Genomic DNA, 17,302 nt, shown 5'->3' with positions numbered 1-17,302 from the left:
ATGGCCAAAAAGCCGCAGCAGCTAGCCATCGACACGCGTCCCTGGCGCGACACGGCCAACAACAAGCCTTTCGTGCGCATCAAGAATGTCTCGAAGAAATTCGGCGACATCATCGCGGTGCATGAGGTCTCACTCGACATCTACAAATCCGAATTGTTTTGCCTTTTGGGCGGATCGGGCTCGGGCAAATCCACCCTGCTGCGCATGCTGGCCGGCTTCGAGCACCCGACCTCCGGCACCATCGAAATCGATGGTCAGGACATGACCGACGTGCCGCCCTATCACCGGCCGGTCAATATGATGTTCCAGTCCTATGCGTTGTTCCCGCATATGTCTGTTGCACAGAACATTGCCTATGGCCTCAAGCGCGACGGCCTCCCCCGCGCCGAGATCAACGAACGCGTCAACGAGCTGCTGGCGCTGGTCAAGTTGCAGGATTATGGCAAGCGCAAGCCACATCAGCTTTCAGGCGGCCAGCGCCAGCGCGTCGCACTGGCCCGTGCTTTGGCCAAGCGCCCCAAATTGCTGCTGCTCGATGAACCGCTCGGCGCGCTCGACAAAAAGCTGCGCGAGGAGACCCAGTTCGAACTGGTCAAGATTCAGGAACAGCTCGGCGTCACCTTCATCGTGGTCACCCACGATCAGGAAGAGGCGATGACCCTGGCCACCCGCATCGGGGTGATGAACCAGGGTGAAATCGCCATGATCGGCGAACCCACTGACATTTATGAATTCCCCAATTCGCGCTTCGTCGCCAATTTCATCGGCTCGGCCAATATGGTTGAGGGCGTAGTCACCGAGGATGAGCCCGACCATGTCCGCATCCGCTCAAGCGAGCTGGGCTGCGATATCTATGTCGGACACGGCGTCGATTGCGCGCCCGAACAGCGCCTTTGGTGGGCCATCCGCCCCGAAAAAATGGTCTTGAGCCGCGAAAAACCCGCAGGGCTCCACGGTGCCAATGTGGCCACCGGCATTGTCGAGGAAATCGCCTATCTGGGCGATATTTCGGTCTATCAGATCGCGCTTGAAAGCGGCAAACGCCTCCGCGTCAGCCAGACCAATTCGGTGCGCGGCAACCCCGATGCCATCACCTGGGAAGAGACGGTCTACGTTACCTGGGATGAAGACGCCGGCTCGGTGCTGACCTCATGACGGCCACCCGCGACCCCACCATCCCGCCCCCCCGGCGGCTCAAACCCTGGAGCGCCGTCGAGCGTGGCCTGGCCCGGGTCGGCATTACCGGCCGCATGCTGGTGCTGATCGCGCCGTTGCTCTGGCTCCTGATCTTCTTTCTGGTGCCCCTGGCGGTGGTTTTCGGCATTTCGCTGACCAGCAAGCAATTCGGCCGCCCGCCCTACACCCCGCTGCTCACCAGCGAAGACGGTATGGTGCAGCTGACGCTGCATCTGAACAACTATATCCGCCTGTTCACCGACAATCTCTATGTCGCCGCCTATCTGAGCTCCATTCGCATCGCGGCCATTGCCACGGTCATCACCCTCTTGGTCGGCTATCCCATGGCCTATGCCATCGCGCGCGCACCCGACCGCTGGCGCAATATTCTGCTCATGCTGGTAGTGCTGCCCTTTTTCACCTCCTTCCTGCTGCGCGTCTATGCCCTCACCGGCTTCATGCGCGGCAATGGGGTGATCAACCAGTTTCTGGGCCTGTTTGGCTTCGAGCCGATCGTGATGATGCAGACCGATTTCGCGGTCTATGTGGGCATTGTTTACACCTATCTGCCCTTCATGATCCTGCCGCTCTACACCACGCTGGTGAAGCTCGACGTCTCCCTGTTTGAGGCTTCTGCCGACCTCGGTGCTCGGCCCATCCACACTTTCCTGTTCGTTACCCTGCCACTCTCGCTGCCCGGCATCATTGCCGGCTCGATGCTGGTGTTCATTCCGGCCATCGGCGAATTCGTCATTCCCTCGCTGCTGGGCGGGCCGGAAACGCTGATGATCGGCCGGGTGCTCTGGGACGAGTTCTTCAGCGCCACCAATTGGCCGCGCGCCTCTGCCGTGGCGGTGGCCATGCTGGTGGTCGTGGTGGTGCCCATCATGCTGTTGCAACGCGCCCAGGGCGCAGTGGTGGAGAAATAGCATGCGCAAGGGCTGGTTCCTTCCCATCGCCGCGGCCTTGGGCTTCTCGTTTCTCTACGCGCCCATTGTTTCGCTGGTCATCTTCTCGTTCAATGAATCGAACCTGGTCACGGTCTGGTCCGGCTTCTCGACCAAATGGTATGGCGAGCTGTTCCGCGACCCGCAATTGCTTGGCGCGGCCTGGCTGAGCCTGCAGATCGCCGCTCTCAGCGCCAGCATCGCCTTGGTGCTGGGCACGCTGGCCGCCATCGCCCTGGTCCGCTTCCGCCGCTTTCGCGGAAGAACGCTGTTTGCCGGCATGGTGTCGGCCCCGCTGGTCATGCCCGACGTGATCACCGGACTTTCGCTGCTGCTGCTGTTTGTGGCCATGGAAGGATTTCTGGGCTGGCCGCAAGGGCGCGGCATGCTGACCATCGTTATCGCCCACGCCACCTTCTGCACCGCCTATGTCTGCGTCGTGGTGCAGTCGCGCCTGTCCGACTTCGACCGCAGCCTCGAAGAAGCGGCCATGGATCTGGGCGCCTCGCCGGTCCGCACATTTTTTGACGTCACCCTGCCCATCATTGCCCCGGCACTGGTTTCGGGCTGGCTGCTCGGCTTTACCCTTTCACTCGACGATCTGGTGATTGCCAGCTTCGTGTCCGGGCCAGGCTCGTCCACCCTGCCCATGGTGATCTTCTCCAAGGTGCGCCTAGGTGTGTCGCCAGACGTCAACGCGCTGGCCTCCATCATCATCGGGATCGTGGCGCTGGGCGTACTGGCCGCAACGATCATTCAGCTCAGAAGCAAGCCGAAAGACCGGCGCGTTTAGGGCCGAATTTTTCGTGACTGGACAGGCCCGCCAAACGCGGGCAAGCTCGGCATATGTTCAACGAAAGCAAAGGAGGTGATCCAGTGTCTTATGAGGTTTTGGCTCTTGAGGAAGGTCTGGGTTTTCATGTGTTGAGTGGGAGTGATCTCGACTAACCATGCACCTCCCGGCCCCTCAAGGCCGATAAGCTCAGGAAGGGCTGTCCGCAAAGGGCAGCCCTTTTCTGTTGCGCCGTTAGCCACCTGCACAGCCCAAGGCTTGACGGATGGCGCCAAGCCATTGATACCGCTGGCCGAGCAACCGCGCCGCCGCACCTGCCGATTGCCGGTTCGAGTTTGGACGCGCGACATAGCAATTTCGGGAGGCCCGCATTGTCTTCGGCCAATTTCGTACTCACCCTCAGCTGCACCGATCGCCCCGGCATCGTGGCCGCCGTCACCACCGAGCTGGCAGCGCTCAAGGCCAATATTGCCGAGAGCAATCAGTTCTGGGATCGTGAGACCGGCCGCTTCTTCATGCGCCTGGCTTTCACCGCCCCGCAGGAGGTGAGCCGCGAAACCATTGAAAAGGCGCTGAAATCGCCTATCGAGCGGTTCGACATGAAGACCGCGCTTTCAGATGAAAGCCGCAAGAAGCGCCTCGTCATTATGGTCTCCAAGTTCGACCACACGCTCCTGCACCTGCTCTACCAAATCCGCGTCGGCTGGCTCGACGCCGAGGTCGCAGCTATCGTCTCCAACCATGAAGACGCCCGCAAGATTGCCGACGACGCCAGCGTGCCCTTCCATTATCTGCCCGTCACCAAGGACACCAAAGCCGCCCAGGAAGCCCAGGTGCTCGATATCGTCAAGCAAGCGGGCGCCGATCTTGTCGTGCTGGCGCGCTATATGCAGGTGCTCTCGGATAGTCTTTCGACCCGCCTGTTCGGCCAGGTGATCAATATTCACCACTCTTTCCTGCCCAGCTTCAAGGGCGCCAAACCCTATCACCAGGCCCATGAGCGCGGCGTCAAGATCATCGGTGCCACCGCCCATTACGTGACGCCGGACCTCGATGAAGGCCCGATCATCGAGCAGGAAACCGCCCGCGTCACCCATGCGCTCAGCCCCGACGATCTGGTCGCCGCCGGCCGCGACATCGAAAGCCGCGTGCTGGCCCGCGCCGTCAAGCTGCACCTGGAAAACCGGGTCATGCTCAATGGCCGCAAGACGGTGGTGTTCGGATAGTGTTACACGCCACGCGCGCCAGGAAGACCATGTCGTCTAGACGGCGATGTCTTCGAGATTGAGCGAGTCTGCCAGGCTGGTCTGGTCCAGCACCGCGCGGGTTGCGAGCGTCACCCGTTCGAAAACGTGGCGAATTTCGCAGGCGGTTTCGTCCTGGCAATCGACGCATTTTCTGTAGGCGATCTTGGAGAGGCACGGCAAAGGGGCGATCGGCCCGTCGATCAGCCGCAGCACCTCGCCATAGGTGATCTCTTCAGGTGCCTTGAGCAATTCATAGCCGCCCATACGGCCGCGGCGGCTATTGACTATTCCAGCGCGCTTGAGCTCGAGCAGGATCTGTTCGAGAAACTTTTTGGGGATCGCCTGATCCTTGGAAATTTCACCGATCATCCGGCTCTGGCCACGACCCGCCCGCGCCAGCGACACCAAGGCCCGCAAGGCATATTTCGCCTTCTGCGATATCATCTGCTCCCCCTTGCTCCGGCCTAGTTCTTCGGTTCTGGCTTGACCGGCGGCACCTTCTTCGTCTCGTCCGCGTTTCCGTCCTCGCCCGGCTCTGGCTCCAGCTCTGGTCCCGGTTTCGCTGGCTCGGACTCGGGCGTCCCGTCTTCTGCAGAAGCCAATTCTTCCTCCGCGTCGCTGGCCGTAGCGTCTTCCACAGGTTCAGTCACGACCTCGTCGATCTCGGCGGGCGGCTCGCCCAGCGACGTGGCATCGAGCGGCACGAGAACCGACGGCGGCACCTCCGCTTCGGCTTCGGCTTCGGCTTCGGCTTCGGCTTCGGCTTCGGCTTCGGCTTCGGCTTCGGGGATGACTGCATCACCCGGCTGCCCTTGGGCAAGAGCTACTTCTTCTGCTTGCGCTGGTTCTTCTGGCGCGACTTGAGGGCTGTCCGCCTCGCCAGGCGGGGTGTCGTCAACCGGTATAGGCCCCGCGTCAGCAGTAGTCGTTGCGTCGACCTTTGTCGCCGCGGCCGCCTCTGGCGCGTCAGCGACACTCTGACCTGCGTCCTCCCCGTCCCCGGCAGGCGGCTCCTGCGCATCCGGGGGTGTCCCGTCTGCAACGGTTTCGGGTTCCGGCTCACTCAGGGCTGCTTCGGTCAGCGCGGCGCCCATGGCCGCATTGGCCAGAATATTCTCGGCAGTGGGCAGTTTGTCCTCGCCGGACATGTCGCTGCCCGGACCGTTGCCGCTGGCATCGCTGCGCAAATAGGTCAGAATGCCCCGACCGATCTCCTGCTCGCCACGGATGATCGTGGTGGCGCCCAGATTGCGCAGGAAGCTCTCTTCCTCTTCCGAATAGGCTCTGCAGATAATCGCAATGCCCGGGTTGAGCTTGCGTCCGCTTTCACAGACCGAGCCGGCCTCAAAGCCATTGGAAATGGCCACCAGGAGCGCCTTGGCCGCCCCCAGATTGGCAAGCTTGAGGACGTCTTCGCTCGCGGCATTGCCAAACACCACTTCGAAGCCTTCGGCGCGGGCGGCCGCAACGTCATGATCGGAATCCTCGATGACCACCAGCCCGCCGCCATCAGCCTTGATGCCGGCAGCCACGATGCGGCCCACCTGGCCATAGCCAACCAGCACGGTATGTCCGGTCTGGTGCGAGGGCTCGCCGGTATCGTCATCAGCGCCAGGCGCGCCGCGATCCACGGCACCCTCGCTGGGAATGTCGGTCGTGGCCGGGCCCACTGCCGCCTTTGAGGGCTCCATCCGAATGGCGGTGGCCGGCTCAGGGGCGTCCCCGCGGCGTGCCGCGACCCTGGCCTCAAGCCGTGGCTTGACCAAGTCAAGCACGAAGAACACCACCGGGTTGAGCACAATGGAAATCAGTGCGCCGGCCAGGATCAGGTCCTGCCCCTCGGGGGGCAGAATGGCCAGCGCCACGCCCATGCTGGCCAGAATGAAAGAAAATTCGCCGATTTGCGCCAGCGACGCCGAGATGGTCAGCGCGGTCGAGACAGGGCGCTTGAACAACACCACGATCCAGAATGCGGCCAGCGATTTGCCGATGACGATGATGAACACGGTCGCCAGGACAAGAAGCGGCTGCGTAACGACGATGGTGGGATCAAACAGCATCCCGACCGAGACAAAAAACAGCACCGCAAAAGCGTCACGCAGCGGCAGAGTTTCCTGGGCGGCGCGGTGCGACAATTCGCTTTCCGATAGGATCATGCCGGCAAAGAACGCGCCCAGCGCCAGCGACACGCCGAACAGCACCGAGGAGCCCAGCGCCACGCCCAGCGCAATGGCCAGCACCGCCAGACGGAACAATTCGCGGCTGCCGGTGTGGGCCGTGCCGTGCAGCGCCCAGGGAATGATCCGACGCCCTACCACCAGCATGAAGCCGACAAAGGCCGCAACCTTGAGCAGCGTCAGGCCCAATATACCCCAGATGCCGATATCGACACCCAGCAGCCGTGTGACAAAGGAAACAAATGGATCGTGCAACCCCTCGCCGCCCCCATCGAGGCTGGCAATGGCCGGCACCATGACCAGCGCCAGCACCATGGCCAGATCTTCAACGATCAGCCAGCCCACCGCGATGCGACCGCGCTCGCTCTCGATCAGGCGCCGATCCTGCAGTGCCTTGAGCAGCACCACGGTCGACGCTACCGACAGGGCCAGGCCAAACAGGATCGACCCGAACAGGCTCCAGCCCAGCAAGAGGCCGAGGCCAGCGCCGAGCAATGTGGCAAATCCGATCTGTACGACAGCGCCGGGAATAGCCAGCGCGCGCACGCTCATCAGATCCTTGAGGGAGAAATGCAGGCCCACGCCGAACATCAGCAGGATGACGCCCAGCTCCGCCAGTTCGACACCCAGTTCCTGATCGGCCACGAAACCGGGCGTATGGGGTCCCACCAGCACACCGGCGACCAGATACCCCACCAGCGGCGGCATCCTGAACCTGTTCGCCACCATGCCAAGAATATAGGCCAGCACCAGACCCGCGACGATCGTTGAGATCAGGGGGGTGTCATGGTGCATTCGCGCCTCCGGCCGGTTCGGGTTATGTCGATCAAAACAATGGAGTATGGCGGCCCGTTTGCGCAAGCTTTTATGCGTCAGAGCATATGAGCCATTCGCTGCAGCCGATGCCGCCACCAAGCTCTATAAGTCAGGTCAAGTATGGTGGAACTTTGTCCTGTGTCACCGGGCGGTCGCTGGCACCCACATGGTCGCGCTCACCCAACAATGGTAATCTTCTCGGCCGCCCGGGTGATCCCGGTATACAGCCAACGCGCCCGCTCCTCGCGGAACACGAAGCTCTCATCGAACAGATAGACATTGTCCCATTGGCTGCCCTGCGCCTTGTGCACGGTGAGGCAATAGCCGAAGGTGAATTCATCGAACTGGCGACGCTCGGGCCAGCTCATCGCGTCTTCCTCGCCGGAGAAAAACGCCTTGTGCGTCAGCACCCGCGTTTCGCCCTTGCCCTCGTCATCGGCGAGCAGCAGGCTCCATTTGCCGTTGGAGCGGCGCGTCGTGTCGGTAACGATCCATATCTGCCCGTTGAGCAGGCGTTTGCGTGGGTTGTTGCGCAGGCAAACCATGCGATCGCCCACCACCGGCTCGTGGAACGGCAGGCCCTTCAATTCGCGCAAACGGTCGTTGTAGGTCAGGCGCGTCTTGTTGCGGCCCACCAGCACCTGGTCGGCTTCGAGCACCGCGTCGCGGTCGACCTGGTCACGGCTCACCACCAGCGACTCGCCATAGCGGCCATGCTCGAGATAGCCGCCCTCACGCACGGCCATGGACAGCTGGATGATCGGGTTATCGGCCGCCTGGCGATGGATCTCGGTCAGCATGATATCCGGCTCGGTATTGATGAAGAACCCCGCGCCCTGCACCGGCGGCAACTGGAACGGGTCGCCCAGCACCAGCACTTTTACCCCGAAGCTCAGCAAGTCCGCGCCAAGCTGCTCGTCCACCATCGACACCTCGTCGATGACGATGAGATCGGCATCGGCTGCTGGGCTTTCCGGATCGAGCACGAAGCGTGGCTCGCCTTCCTTTTCCGAGACCAGGGTATAGATCAGGCTGTGGATGGTCTGCGCGCCCTTGCAGCCGCGCTTGCGCATCACCATCGCCGCCTTACCGGTAAAGGCGGCATATTTGACGCTGCGCACATCCTGCGCCAGATGCACCGCCAGGGTCGATTTGCCGGTGCCCGCCCAGCCGAACAGGCGAAACACCTGCGGACCATTGCGGTCTTTCAGCCAGGCCGATACCGCGACCAGCGCTGCATCCTGCTGGCTGGACCACACCGGCGGCATCAGCCGATCACCGTCGAGACCGTACCGACCCCTGCAATACTGCCTTCGAGCACGTCGCGCCGTCGCACCGGACTGACACCGGCCGGGGTTCCGGTCATGATCAGATCCCCCGCGCGCAAAGTCACCAGTCGGCTGAGAAAAGAGATCGTCTCGGGCACGCTCCAGATCTGCTCGCTGAGATCGCCCCTTTGCCGCTCCGCGCCATTGACCGCAAGGGTAATCGCGCCTGTTGCCGGGTGACCAATGGCGCTGGCGGGCCCAATCGTGCCGATCGGCGCAGATTGATCGAACCCCTTGGCCATGCTCCACGGGCGACCGGCTTTCTTCGCCTGCGCCTGCAGGTCGCGCCTTGTCATGTCGAGCCCGGCGGCATAGCCATAGACGTGTTCGAGCGCAGTGTGCTCGCCAATGTTGGCGCCGTCCTGGCCGATGGCCACCACCAGCTCGATTTCGTGATGCAGATCCTGGGTCTGCGGCGGATAAGCGATCGAGCCGCCCTCGATCACCACGGCATCGGCCGGCTTGGCGAAAAAGAACGGTGGCTCGCGCACATCATTGCCCATTTCCTTGATGTGCTCGGCATAATTGCGCCCCACGCAATAAACGCGCCGCACCGGGAAAAACCCGCCCCCGGCCACCGGGATCATTACCGGCTGCGGGGCCGGAAACACCAGATCAGCCACGCTTGAACTCCTCGGCATAGGGCCCGATCAGGTCGAGGTCCACCGAGCTCAGCCGGTCCTGTGCAGTAAAGGACTGGTGCCAATAAGGATAGAGCAGCGGTGGTCGGCTGACCGCGTCAAGCCGCGCCCGCTCATCATTGCTCAGCTCCAAATCTGCCGCGGCAATATTGTCGGCGAACTGCTTTTCATTGCGCCCGCCAATGATCACCGAAGTCACCCCCGGCCGACCCAGCAACCAGCTCAGCGCCACCTGGGCTCCTGAGACGCCACGCGCCTCGGCAATGGCGACGATTTCGTCGATGATCGTGTAGAGCTTGTCCCAATCGTAAACCGGCGGTTCGCGGAAGCCGCCGACATGGCGACCACTGTCCGGCCCACTATCGCGTCGATATTTGCCCGAGAGTAGTCCGCCGGCCAGCGGCGACCAGATCAACATGCCCAGCCCCTGGTCCTGAGAAATCGGCACCAATTCATATTCGGCGTCGCGACTATGCAGCGAATAATGGATCTGCTGGGAGACAAAGCGCGCATTGTGACGCTGGTCGGCCGATGCCAGCGCCTTCATGATGTGCCAGCCCGAATAGTTCGAACAGCCGATATAGCGCACATGTCCATGGCGCACGAGCGTATCGAGCGCTTCCATGGTCTCCTCGATGGGCGTCATCCCGTCCCATTCATGCACCTGGTAGAGATCGATCACATCCGTCTTGAGGCGTTTAAGGCTCTGCTTGCACTGGTCGATAATATGATGGCGCGAAAGGCCGATTTCATTGGGCCCCTCGCCCATCTTGAACCGCACTTTCGTGGCCACCAGCGCCTTCTGCCGCCGGCCGTTCTCGGCCAGCACCTCGCCCAGGATTTCTTCGGAAACCCCGGCATTATAGACATTGGCCGTGTCGTAGAGATTGATCCCGGCATCAAGGCACATATCCACCTGCCGCGCGGCGTCGGCACGGCTGGTATTGCCGATCTTTTCGGGTCCGCCAAAGGTCATGGTCCCCATGGTCAGCACCGAGACTTTGAGCCCCGAGCGTCCGAGATAACGGTATTCCATGGATTCCTCCTTTGTTCCGGCAGAGACAGGACTAAAGGGGGGAAGGAGTGGGGTCAATCTTGCCGCTGAAAATCCGCGCCCGTCTCGACTGGCCATGTCCCCGATTTCCCTGCTAGGTGGTTTCGTTCACTCGAAAGCCCTCACCGTGCGGCCCAATTCCATTCTCTTGCCCGTCCTGCTCGTCACCCTGGGCATGGTCTTTACCCAGACCGGCGCCAGCTTTGCCAAAATGCTGTTCCCGCTGGTCGGCGCGGGCGGCGCCACAGCGCTGCGGCTCACCCTGGCTGCCCTTGTGTTGATCGCCGTCTTCCGCCCCTGGCGCTTTTCGCTAGGACCCAGGCAATGGCGCGCCGTATTGCTCTATGGCGGGGCCATGGGCGCGATGAACCTCTTCTTCTACGCCGCGCTTGAACATATTCCGCTCGGCATTGCCGTGGCACTTGAATTCACTGGGCCGCTGGCCGTGGCGCTGTTCGGCGCCAGAAAGCTTGTCGATTTCCTCTGGATCGTCCTGGCCGTCGCGGGCTTTGCCCTGCTCTTGCCCTGGACCCACACCGGCGGGGACATCGCTCCCATTGGTGTCGTTTTGGCCCTGTGTGCCGGAGCCTGCTGGGCCGGTTACATCGTCTTTGGGCAGCGCGCCGGAACCGGCGGTGGCGCCCATATCGCGGCCCTCGGCGTCGGCACCGCTGCGCTTATCGCCGTCCCCTTCGGCGTCGCAACGGCGGGGGCGAGCCTCTTCGATCCCGCCATCCTGCCGCTGGGTCTGGCTGTGGCGCTGATGTCGAGCGCCATTCCCTACGCTCTCGACATGGTCGCCCTGCCCCATATTCCGTCCCGGCTGTTCGGCATTCTGATGAGCGGGCAACCCGCGTTTGCCGCCCTCTCTGGCCTTGTCATCCTGGGCGAGGTGCTGGGCTGGACCCAGATTGCAGGCATGGCAGCCATCATTGTCGCCTCGATCGGCGCCACACTGACCATCGCCCGCCGGGTCCCTCCGCCCGAGGTCTTGGAATCCTGAACCGACAGGGGCATAGTCCCGGCCATTGCGTGATGAGGGACCCCAAATGCTCTACGCCATTCTCTGCTACAATGAGGAAAACGTCGTTGCCACCTGGACCAAGCAAGAGGACGACGCCTGCATGGCGCGCCTGATGGAGGTGCAGTCCAGCATGGCGACAAAGGGCAAGCTCGGCCCGGTCGTGCGCCTGTGGAACACCGACGAAGCCAAGACGCTTAAAAAAGCCAATGGCGAGCCTGCCGTCTTTGACGGTCCCTTCGCCGAGACCAAGGAACAGTTCCTGGGCTTTTATGTCGCCGACTGCGAAACCATGGATGACGCGCTCGACTTTGCTCGAGAATTGGCCAAGGCCAATCCCGGCACCGGCTCCTATGAGATCCGCCCGCTGCGTTTCTTCGGCGACAACAAGCTGGCCAGCACCGAAATGCTAAACGTCGCCGCCGAGTAAGAGATTATCGATCAGCCGCGTTGTGCCCAGATGCGCGGCGACGGCCAAAAGTGCACCGCTGGCCCCAACCCTGGCGATGCCCCCGAGGCTTTCAGGGTCGCGTACTTCCCAATACTGCACTTTGATCCGGTCGGACTGCGCCAGCACATCGAGCCCGATCTGCGCCAGCTTTTCCGCATCGCGCTCCCCGGCCTCATAAGCTGCGGCGACCGTTTGCAGGCTTTGATGCAGCAGCGGTGCCGCCGCCCGGTCTTCGACCGAGAGATAGACATTGCGCGAACTCAGTGCCAACCCATCGGCCTCGCGCATGATCGGCCCGCGCAGGATCTCCACCGGCACATCGAGATCGCGCACCATGCGCTCGATCACCGCGCATTGCTGCGCGTCCTTCTGCCCGAATACGGCCACATGCGGCTGCACCAGATTAAAAAGTTTCAGCACCACCGTGGTGACGCCCCGGAAATGCCCCGGCCGCACGGCCCCGCACAGCGGCCCGGAAACCAAGGTTTCCTCGACCATGGTCGAAGCCCCTGTCGGATACATGTCCTCGACCGAAGGCAGGAACAATGCATCCACACCCGCCGCTTCGAGCTTTTCGATATCGGCCTCGATGGGGCGCGGATAGCGCGACAGATCCTCATTCGGCCCGAACTGCAGCGGATTGACAAAAATCGAGGCGATGACGATGTCTGCCGCCGCCCGCGCCTGGGCGACGAGGCTCATATGGCCCGCATGCAACGCGCCCATGGTCGGCACGAAACCAAGCCGGGTGCCCTCGGTCAGCTTGGCGCGCCACGCCCGCAGGCTCGCTTTGTCCCGCAAAATGAGCGTCATGCAATGAGGTCCCAGATTTGCCGGGCAATCTCGGGCTTGGCACCCAGCGCCAGTTCATGCCGATCGCCCTTGGCCGAGAGTAATATCCCGGCATTGGTGCCCACGGCAAAGCCGGTCGGTCCCGGTGCGCCCAGCTTGCTCACTTGATTGGCAAACAGGTAGTCGAGCCCCTTGGCCTTGAGCTTGCCCGCGCCATGCTCTTCGACATTGTCGGTCTCGGCAGCGAAACCGAGGAACCATTGGCCATTTGCCGCCTGTTTGAGGCTGCCCAGCACGTCGGTGGAGGGCACCAGATCAAGCGCAATGGCATCGGTAGCGCGCTTCAGTTTGCTGGCCGAGGGCGACGCCACCGAATAGTCCATTACCGCAGCGGTCGCCACGACCCCGGTCGCCTGTGGTAGCTTTTCCAGTGCCGCCGCCGCCATCTCTTCGGCGGTCCGCACTTCCACCAGATGCAACCGGTGCTCCGAACCGCGCGGCGGTACGGGGCGGACGACGCCCTTGTCGACGCCCAGCACATAGTCCACCACCGCGCCGCGCCGCAGCGCTTCCTCAGCCATGGCCGCGCCCATGCGGCCAGTGGAATGATTGGTGATATAGCGCACCGCGTCGATCGCCGTTGTCGTCGGCCCGGCGGTCATCAAAATCCGTGCATCTTGCAGGTCCAGGACCGGCGGCACCACCGCCGCTTCGATTGCCGCGACAATGCTCGCAACCGGCGCCAGCTTGCCCATGCCCACCTCGCCGCAGGCCAGAAGCCCCGACGCCGGCGCGACAACCCGCGCACCACGCTCCATCAAGCTGCGCAAGTGCTGTTGCACAATCGGCTTGTCCCACATCACCGTATTCATCGCCGGTGCAATCAGGATCGGCGCTTCGGTGGCCAGCGCGACCGTCGATGGCAGATCGTCGGCGAGGCCTAAAGCCAGTCGCGCCAACATGTTGGCGCTGGCCGGCGCAAACACCATCAGATCGGCCCAGCGGGCAAAATCAATATGCTCTGTACCCGACACATCGGGTCCAAACTGCTCGAACCGTGCCTTGCGGCCACTGAGCGTCTCCAGCACCAGCGGCGAAACGAATTCGGTGGCACTCTTGGTCAACAGGCACTGCACCTGATGCCCGGCCTTGACCAGTTCGCTCACCACATCCGCGATTTTATAGGCCGAAATCGAGCCGGAAACGGCAATCAGAATATTGCCCATTGCTCAATCGGCCCTGAGCACGAGGGGCACCGGCCCGCGCTTCGCTTTGGTCTCGGCGACATAATCGCCGACAGCGGTTCGGATCACCGATGCCACATCGGCACGCGGCTTGGCAAAGCTCGGCGGCGGGGTGATGTTGAGACCGATCAGATCGTTGATCACCAGCACCTGTCCCGCGCAATCCTTGCCCGAACCAATGCCGATGGTGGGAATGGTCAGGCTCTGGGTGATCTCGGCCGCCAGAGCCGGAGTGATGCACTCGAGCACAATGGCAAAGGCCCCTGCGGCTTCGAGCGCTTTTGCCTCATCGCGCAGCCGCGCGGCCGAAATCGCGTCCTTGCCGTGCGTGTAATAGCCGCCCATCTGGTGCACATGCTGCGGGGTCAGGCCAATATGGGCGACCACGGCGATGCCTTGGGCCACCAGCTTCTCAACCGCCGGCACCATGGCCAGGCCGCCTTCGATCTTGACGGCCTCCACCCCGGTTTCCTTGAGCACCCGCACCGCATTGACCAGTGTCGTATCCGGATCGGTCACCGCCCCAAAAGGCAGGTCGCAGACCAGAAGCGCGCGCTGCGAACCGCGCTTGACCGCGGCGGCGTGGCGGATCATGTCGTCCAGCGTCACCGGCAGCGTCGTCTCATGGCCAAGCACCACATTGCCCAGGCTATCACCGATCAGGATCATGTCGGCGCCAGACATGTCGACCAATGCGGCCATGGTGGCATCATAGGCCGTGAGCATGGCCACCGCCTCGCCGCGCCGCCGCATGGCGGCAATGTCGCGGATGGTAACGCGTTTTGACGGGGTTTGGGCTGACATGGCAGCATTCCTCCAACCCTGCACGGTCCAATATGGTCCGGGCTTTTGTGGGGGAGATAGGCCAAACTGGCACAGCGCGCCAGCCCTTCATTGGTGCTATGCGCTGCACGCTCAGCGACGGGTGGATCCCATGCCGGCCCGAACCTCGCGCCACTGGCCGGGCGCAATGCCGTCCAGCGTCCAGTCGGCCACACCCCATCGTACCAGCCTCAAGGTCGGCAGACCCACCGCCGCCGTCATCCGCCGCACCTGCCGGTTGCGCCCCTCGGAAATGCTCAATTCGATCCAGTGATCCGGCACGCTCTTGCGGAACCGCACCGGCGGGTTGCGCGGCCACAGCTCGGGCGGCGCGATCAGTTTTGCCCTGGCCGGACGCGTCGGCCCGTCCTTGAGCGTGACGCCCCTGCGCAAGCGCACCAACGCATCGTCGCTCGGCTCCCCTTCGACTTGCACCAGATAGGTCTTTTCCTTGTTGTATCTGGGCGAGGAAATCTGCGCCTGCAGCTTGCCGTCGTCAGTCAGCAGCAACAGACCCTCACTATCCTTGTCCAGCCGTCCCGCTGGATAGACGCCCTTCACCGTGACGAAATCAGCCAGCGTCTCGCCCGGCCCACCCCCGGTGAACTGCGACAGCACCCCATAGGGCTTATTGAAAAGGATCAGGCGTGCCATCGACACCAGAAAACAAGAGTAAACAATGATAGTCCGGCATGGCGACCGGAAAGCTCAAAGTCAACATCCTGAGAGAAGACTGGTGGTGCATGTAGTCCAGCCGAACCGGACTGCGCCGGTCGCGCGCCGTCGATACCGACAATGTGATTGGGGTCCGGTCAATCACCCTAGCTGCGCACCGAAACCTCTAGGCGCCAGTCGCATTACGGCTGCACAAGCTTTGAGGAGAAGTTCATGGCCAAGATCACCTATGCAGTCGTCGAACACGATGGCGGATTCGCCTACCGGGTTGGTGACGTCTATTCCGAGACGTTCGCCACGCATCAAGCCGCACACGAGGCGGCGGAAAGCGCGGCGGCACGACAGCAACTAGGCGGCGAGGACACTCAGATTCAGTATCAGGATGCTGACGGCAACTGGCGCGAAGAGCGTGCCAAAGGCGATCAACCACCAGAGGCCGAGGTCGAGGACGATCTTCCTGCGGACCTTGAGGCAAGAGACAGCAAAGGCAGGATCCTGAGCGAGGACGAACTGCCGGACCCGGACCGCGCGCCTGCCGGCGACATTGTTTCGCGCGGGGACAAATAGCTCGATGCGTCCCTACAGCGAGGCGCTTTCCTGGCAGCTGTGCGCCATGATCACGGCAGGAACCGCCTGCCCTAGATTATGGTGGCAAAGTCGCGTCCCACCAAGGAGGCGGCGCGTCCCGCTCTTCGGCGACCGCTAGCCGCCGATGCGGTGATCTCCGCGTTGTCGGCTCGATTGCAACGCTGTTGAAGCGCTGGCGTTCTGATTCAGCATGGTATGCGCTGTTCGTGGCGCTTACTTTCATGAGCAGGCGAGGAGCAACGATGTCCAACGGCGAATTGAGCAATTTCGATCTTGAAGGCCGCCTTTCTGCGCAGCGTCAGGTTTTGGCGTGGTTACTTGCCCGGACCATAACCTCGCCAGAAGCTCTATCTGATCTCAAATCCCATCTGGACCAAGCAATCCCGCCGCGAGACCATCAGGAGGACCCCGGGGCCGTTCCCGACGACGGATATGCCCCCCTCGCCGCAGCTGGCTTCGAGGTCAGACTGTTGCTCGAGCCTTTAGAGCACAAGCTGAGCGAGCGCCGGGTCCAAGCCGATAAGTGACCGCCCGGTCTCTTTGCCCTCTTAAACTGACCGAGCCGCAAGCACGTCCGCAACGGCATGCTCTCACCCGTCGTTTGGCTCAAGACTCTCGCTTGGAGGTCGAACTGCACGACAGCAAGTTAATAGGTCCGCCAGATGCCCGGTGTGCCCAGTTCGATCAGATGGCCATCTGGGTCTCGGAAATAGAGGCTCTTGCCGCCCTGATCCCAGTTCATGCGTGCTTCAACGGGGATGTTCAGCTCAGCGAGGTGGTACTCCCAATCGTCTAGCTGTTCGGCGTCGATGGCGAAGCAGAAATGGGTCGGGCCGGACCCATCATGGGGCGGGATCGTACCTCCTGCCAGCACGACTTCGTCCAGGGTTGCACCCCGCTTGAACAGCAGGAAGACGGTAGAAGCGCCTGCATCATAGGCCACGACGCGGTCGTCGCGGACAAGGGCTGGAAAGCCAAAGACCGTGTCATAGAACGCGCTGGCACTGGGGATGTCATCGACGTATATCGCCGTTTCGACAATGCGGTTGACGCCAGGTTTTGGTCGCGTCGACATTGAAATCTCCAATTTCGGGTTCGATCGGCGGAGCCGGACGGTGCCCGGTTCAAGGCAACGATAGTCAAACTCGCGGGCAAAGGCGCAGAACATCGGCAGGATGCTAGTTAGCCCTCGTCTAGACGCGACCATCGTCCCAATCGCAGCGGATCTGCGCAAGCAACCTTGGACTAGTTTGCCTCCGGCCATCGCTTCGGTCGCGATGGCCAGAAGTTTGCCTGGTTCCGCCGGGAGCGGTTACGGCAACGTCGTAACCTGTCGCTAATGCGGCGATGTTAGGTCCGGTCGAGGAGGGGCACCATGTTCAATGCGCTCAAGACTGAACTCAGCGAAGTTTTGCACCTGAGCAAGGATGCGCTACACATTCATCTGGGACTGGCGATCTATCTGGCCGTCCTGCTGACTTTGGCTCGGGGTCGCCGGCTGTGGCTGCCCTGGGTCACCGTCCTTGCGTT

At 62.3% G+C, this 17,302-nt stretch carries 16 protein-coding genes and 2 pseudogenes; 8 read left to right on the top strand and 10 right to left on the bottom strand.

Annotation, left to right across the window (positions count from 1 at the left end; translation table 11 throughout):
* From GGR20_RS14890 to purU, 4 genes are all read left to right on the top strand, one after another.
* Positions 1-1,155, top strand: coding sequence for an ABC transporter ATP-binding protein (locus tag GGR20_RS14890; RefSeq protein WP_183312172.1), 1,155 nt, complete (start codon positions 1-3; stop codon positions 1,153-1,155).
* A complete protein-coding gene (locus GGR20_RS14885) occupies positions 1,152-2,105 on the top strand; it encodes an ABC transporter permease subunit (RefSeq protein WP_183312171.1) in 954 nt (317 codons plus the stop codon). The genes GGR20_RS14890 and GGR20_RS14885 overlap by 4 nt, the downstream gene beginning before the upstream one ends.
* A 1-nt stretch (position 2,106) precedes the next feature.
* The gene (locus tag GGR20_RS14880) at positions 2,107-2,916 is read left to right on the top strand and encodes an ABC transporter permease subunit (RefSeq protein ID WP_183312170.1); all 810 of its coding nucleotides are present in this window, start codon (positions 2,107-2,109) and stop codon (positions 2,914-2,916) included.
* 371 nt (positions 2,917-3,287) lie between these two features.
* The gene (gene purU, locus GGR20_RS14875) at positions 3,288-4,142 is read left to right on the top strand and encodes a formyltetrahydrofolate deformylase (RefSeq protein WP_183312169.1); all 855 of its coding nucleotides are present in this window, start codon (positions 3,288-3,290) and stop codon (positions 4,140-4,142) included.
* Positions 4,143-4,178: 36 nt separating this feature from the next.
* Here purU and GGR20_RS14870 read toward each other — a convergent pair whose 3' ends face one another.
* The 5 genes and pseudogenes from GGR20_RS14870 to GGR20_RS14850 form a co-directional block, all read right to left on the bottom strand.
* The gene (locus GGR20_RS14870; RefSeq protein ID WP_183312168.1) at positions 4,179-4,607 is read right to left on the bottom strand and encodes an RrF2 family transcriptional regulator; all 429 of its coding nucleotides are present in this window, start codon (positions 4,605-4,607) and stop codon (positions 4,179-4,181) included.
* Between the two features lie 773 nt (positions 4,608-5,380).
* A pseudogene (locus GGR20_RS14865) lies at positions 5,381-7,135 on the bottom strand (cation:proton antiporter domain-containing protein); the annotation flags it as partial.
* A gap of 197 nt (positions 7,136-7,332) precedes the next feature.
* Entirely contained in the window at positions 7,333-8,424 is a 1,092-nt protein-coding gene (locus tag GGR20_RS14860) for an ATP-dependent DNA helicase (RefSeq protein ID WP_183312167.1), read from the bottom strand.
* Positions 8,424-9,107: a fumarylacetoacetate hydrolase family protein gene (locus tag GGR20_RS14855; RefSeq protein WP_253560274.1), complete on the bottom strand. Its 684-nt coding sequence runs from the start codon at positions 9,105-9,107 to the stop codon at positions 8,424-8,426. The genes GGR20_RS14860 and GGR20_RS14855 overlap by 1 nt, the downstream gene beginning before the upstream one ends.
* The gene (locus GGR20_RS14850) at positions 9,100-10,161 is read right to left on the bottom strand and encodes an aldo/keto reductase (RefSeq protein ID WP_183312165.1); all 1,062 of its coding nucleotides are present in this window, start codon (positions 10,159-10,161) and stop codon (positions 9,100-9,102) included. The genes GGR20_RS14855 and GGR20_RS14850 overlap by 8 nt, the downstream gene beginning before the upstream one ends.
* Before the next feature lie 94 nt (positions 10,162-10,255).
* Between GGR20_RS14850 and GGR20_RS14845 the strand changes: the two genes are divergently transcribed.
* Together GGR20_RS14845 and GGR20_RS14840 are read left to right on the top strand one after the other, a co-directional pair.
* Entirely contained in the window at positions 10,256-11,182 is a 927-nt protein-coding gene (locus GGR20_RS14845) for an EamA family transporter (protein WP_183312164.1), read from the top strand.
* Positions 11,183-11,228: 46 nt separating this feature from the next.
* Complete coding sequence (locus GGR20_RS14840) at positions 11,229-11,630, top strand: YciI family protein (RefSeq protein WP_183312163.1); 402 nt, start codon at positions 11,229-11,231, stop codon at positions 11,628-11,630.
* Here GGR20_RS14840 and panC read toward each other — a convergent pair.
* From panC to GGR20_RS14820, 4 genes are all read right to left on the bottom strand, one after another.
* Positions 11,610-12,464: a pantoate--beta-alanine ligase gene (panC, locus tag GGR20_RS14835; RefSeq protein WP_183312162.1), complete on the bottom strand. Its 855-nt coding sequence runs from the start codon at positions 12,462-12,464 to the stop codon at positions 11,610-11,612. The two genes, GGR20_RS14840 and panC, sit on opposite strands and share 21 nt — an antisense overlap.
* Positions 12,461-13,669 carry a bifunctional phosphopantothenoylcysteine decarboxylase/phosphopantothenate--cysteine ligase CoaBC gene (gene coaBC, locus GGR20_RS14830; RefSeq protein ID WP_183312161.1) on the bottom strand — a complete coding sequence of 403 codons (1,209 nt, stop codon included), beginning with the start codon at positions 13,667-13,669 and terminating at the stop codon, positions 12,461-12,463. Before coaBC ends, panC begins: the two co-directional genes overlap by 4 nt.
* Before the next feature lie 3 nt (positions 13,670-13,672).
* Positions 13,673-14,491, bottom strand: a complete 819-nt coding sequence (panB, locus tag GGR20_RS14825) for a 3-methyl-2-oxobutanoate hydroxymethyltransferase (protein ID WP_183312160.1) — start codon at positions 14,489-14,491, stop codon at positions 13,673-13,675.
* Between the two features lie 111 nt (positions 14,492-14,602).
* Positions 14,603-15,163 carry a pseudouridine synthase gene (locus tag GGR20_RS14820; protein ID WP_183312159.1) on the bottom strand — a complete coding sequence of 187 codons (561 nt, stop codon included), beginning with the start codon at positions 15,161-15,163 and terminating at the stop codon, positions 14,603-14,605.
* 234 nt (positions 15,164-15,397) lie between these two features.
* Between GGR20_RS14820 and GGR20_RS14815 the strand changes: the two are divergent.
* Together GGR20_RS14815 and GGR20_RS14810 are read left to right on the top strand one after the other, a co-directional pair.
* Positions 15,398-15,634: pseudogene (locus tag GGR20_RS14815) on the top strand (DUF2188 domain-containing protein); the annotation flags it as partial.
* Between the two features lie 380 nt (positions 15,635-16,014).
* On the top strand, positions 16,015-16,299 hold the full coding sequence (locus GGR20_RS14810) for a hypothetical protein (RefSeq protein ID WP_183312157.1): 285 nt from the start codon (positions 16,015-16,017) through the stop codon (positions 16,297-16,299).
* A 119-nt stretch (positions 16,300-16,418) separates the two neighbouring features.
* On the opposite strand, the gene GGR20_RS14805 is transcribed toward GGR20_RS14810, so the two are convergent.
* Positions 16,419-16,847, bottom strand: a complete 429-nt coding sequence (locus GGR20_RS14805; RefSeq protein ID WP_183312156.1) for a VOC family protein — start codon at positions 16,845-16,847, stop codon at positions 16,419-16,421.
* Between the last annotated feature and the right edge of the window lie 455 nt (positions 16,848-17,302).

This window comes from Devosia subaequoris, assembly GCF_014197055.1.
GTDB classification, from domain to species: domain Bacteria; phylum Pseudomonadota; class Alphaproteobacteria; order Rhizobiales; family Devosiaceae; genus Devosia; species Devosia subaequoris.
The sequence above is the reverse complement of the archived record's forward strand: the minus strand, read 5'-3'. Positions and strand labels throughout refer to the sequence as shown.

Excerpts from the sequence above, each read along its gene's own strand:
- GGR20_RS14890 (WP_183312172.1), top strand. The coding sequence starts at position 1 with ATGGCCAAAAAGCCGCAGCAGCTAGCCATCGACACGCGTCCCTGGCGC.
- GGR20_RS14885 (WP_183312171.1), top strand. The coding sequence starts at position 1,152 with ATGACGGCCACCCGCGACCCCACCATCCCGCCCCCCCGGCGGCTCAAA.
- GGR20_RS14880 (WP_183312170.1), top strand. The coding sequence starts at position 2,107 with ATGCGCAAGGGCTGGTTCCTTCCCATCGCCGCGGCCTTGGGCTTCTCG.
- GGR20_RS14870 (WP_183312168.1), bottom strand. The coding sequence starts at position 4,607 with ATGATATCGCAGAAGGCGAAATATGCCTTGCGGGCCTTGGTGTCGCTG.
- GGR20_RS14860 (WP_183312167.1), bottom strand. The coding sequence starts at position 8,424 with ATGCCGCCGGTGTGGTCCAGCCAGCAGGATGCAGCGCTGGTCGCGGTA.
- GGR20_RS14850 (WP_183312165.1), bottom strand. The coding sequence starts at position 10,161 with ATGGAATACCGTTATCTCGGACGCTCGGGGCTCAAAGTCTCGGTGCTG.
- GGR20_RS14845 (WP_183312164.1), top strand. The coding sequence starts at position 10,256 with ATGTCCCCGATTTCCCTGCTAGGTGGTTTCGTTCACTCGAAAGCCCTC.
- GGR20_RS14840 (WP_183312163.1), top strand. The coding sequence starts at position 11,229 with ATGCTCTACGCCATTCTCTGCTACAATGAGGAAAACGTCGTTGCCACC.
- panC (WP_183312162.1), bottom strand. The coding sequence starts at position 12,464 with ATGACGCTCATTTTGCGGGACAAAGCGAGCCTGCGGGCGTGGCGCGCC.
- coaBC (WP_183312161.1), bottom strand. The coding sequence starts at position 13,669 with ATGGGCAATATTCTGATTGCCGTTTCCGGCTCGATTTCGGCCTATAAA.
- panB (WP_183312160.1), bottom strand. The coding sequence starts at position 14,491 with ATGTCAGCCCAAACCCCGTCAAAACGCGTTACCATCCGCGACATTGCC.
- GGR20_RS14820 (WP_183312159.1), bottom strand. The coding sequence starts at position 15,163 with ATGGCACGCCTGATCCTTTTCAATAAGCCCTATGGGGTGCTGTCGCAG.
- GGR20_RS14810 (WP_183312157.1), top strand. The coding sequence starts at position 16,015 with ATGTCCAACGGCGAATTGAGCAATTTCGATCTTGAAGGCCGCCTTTCT.
- GGR20_RS14805 (WP_183312156.1), bottom strand. The coding sequence starts at position 16,847 with ATGTCGACGCGACCAAAACCTGGCGTCAACCGCATTGTCGAAACGGCG.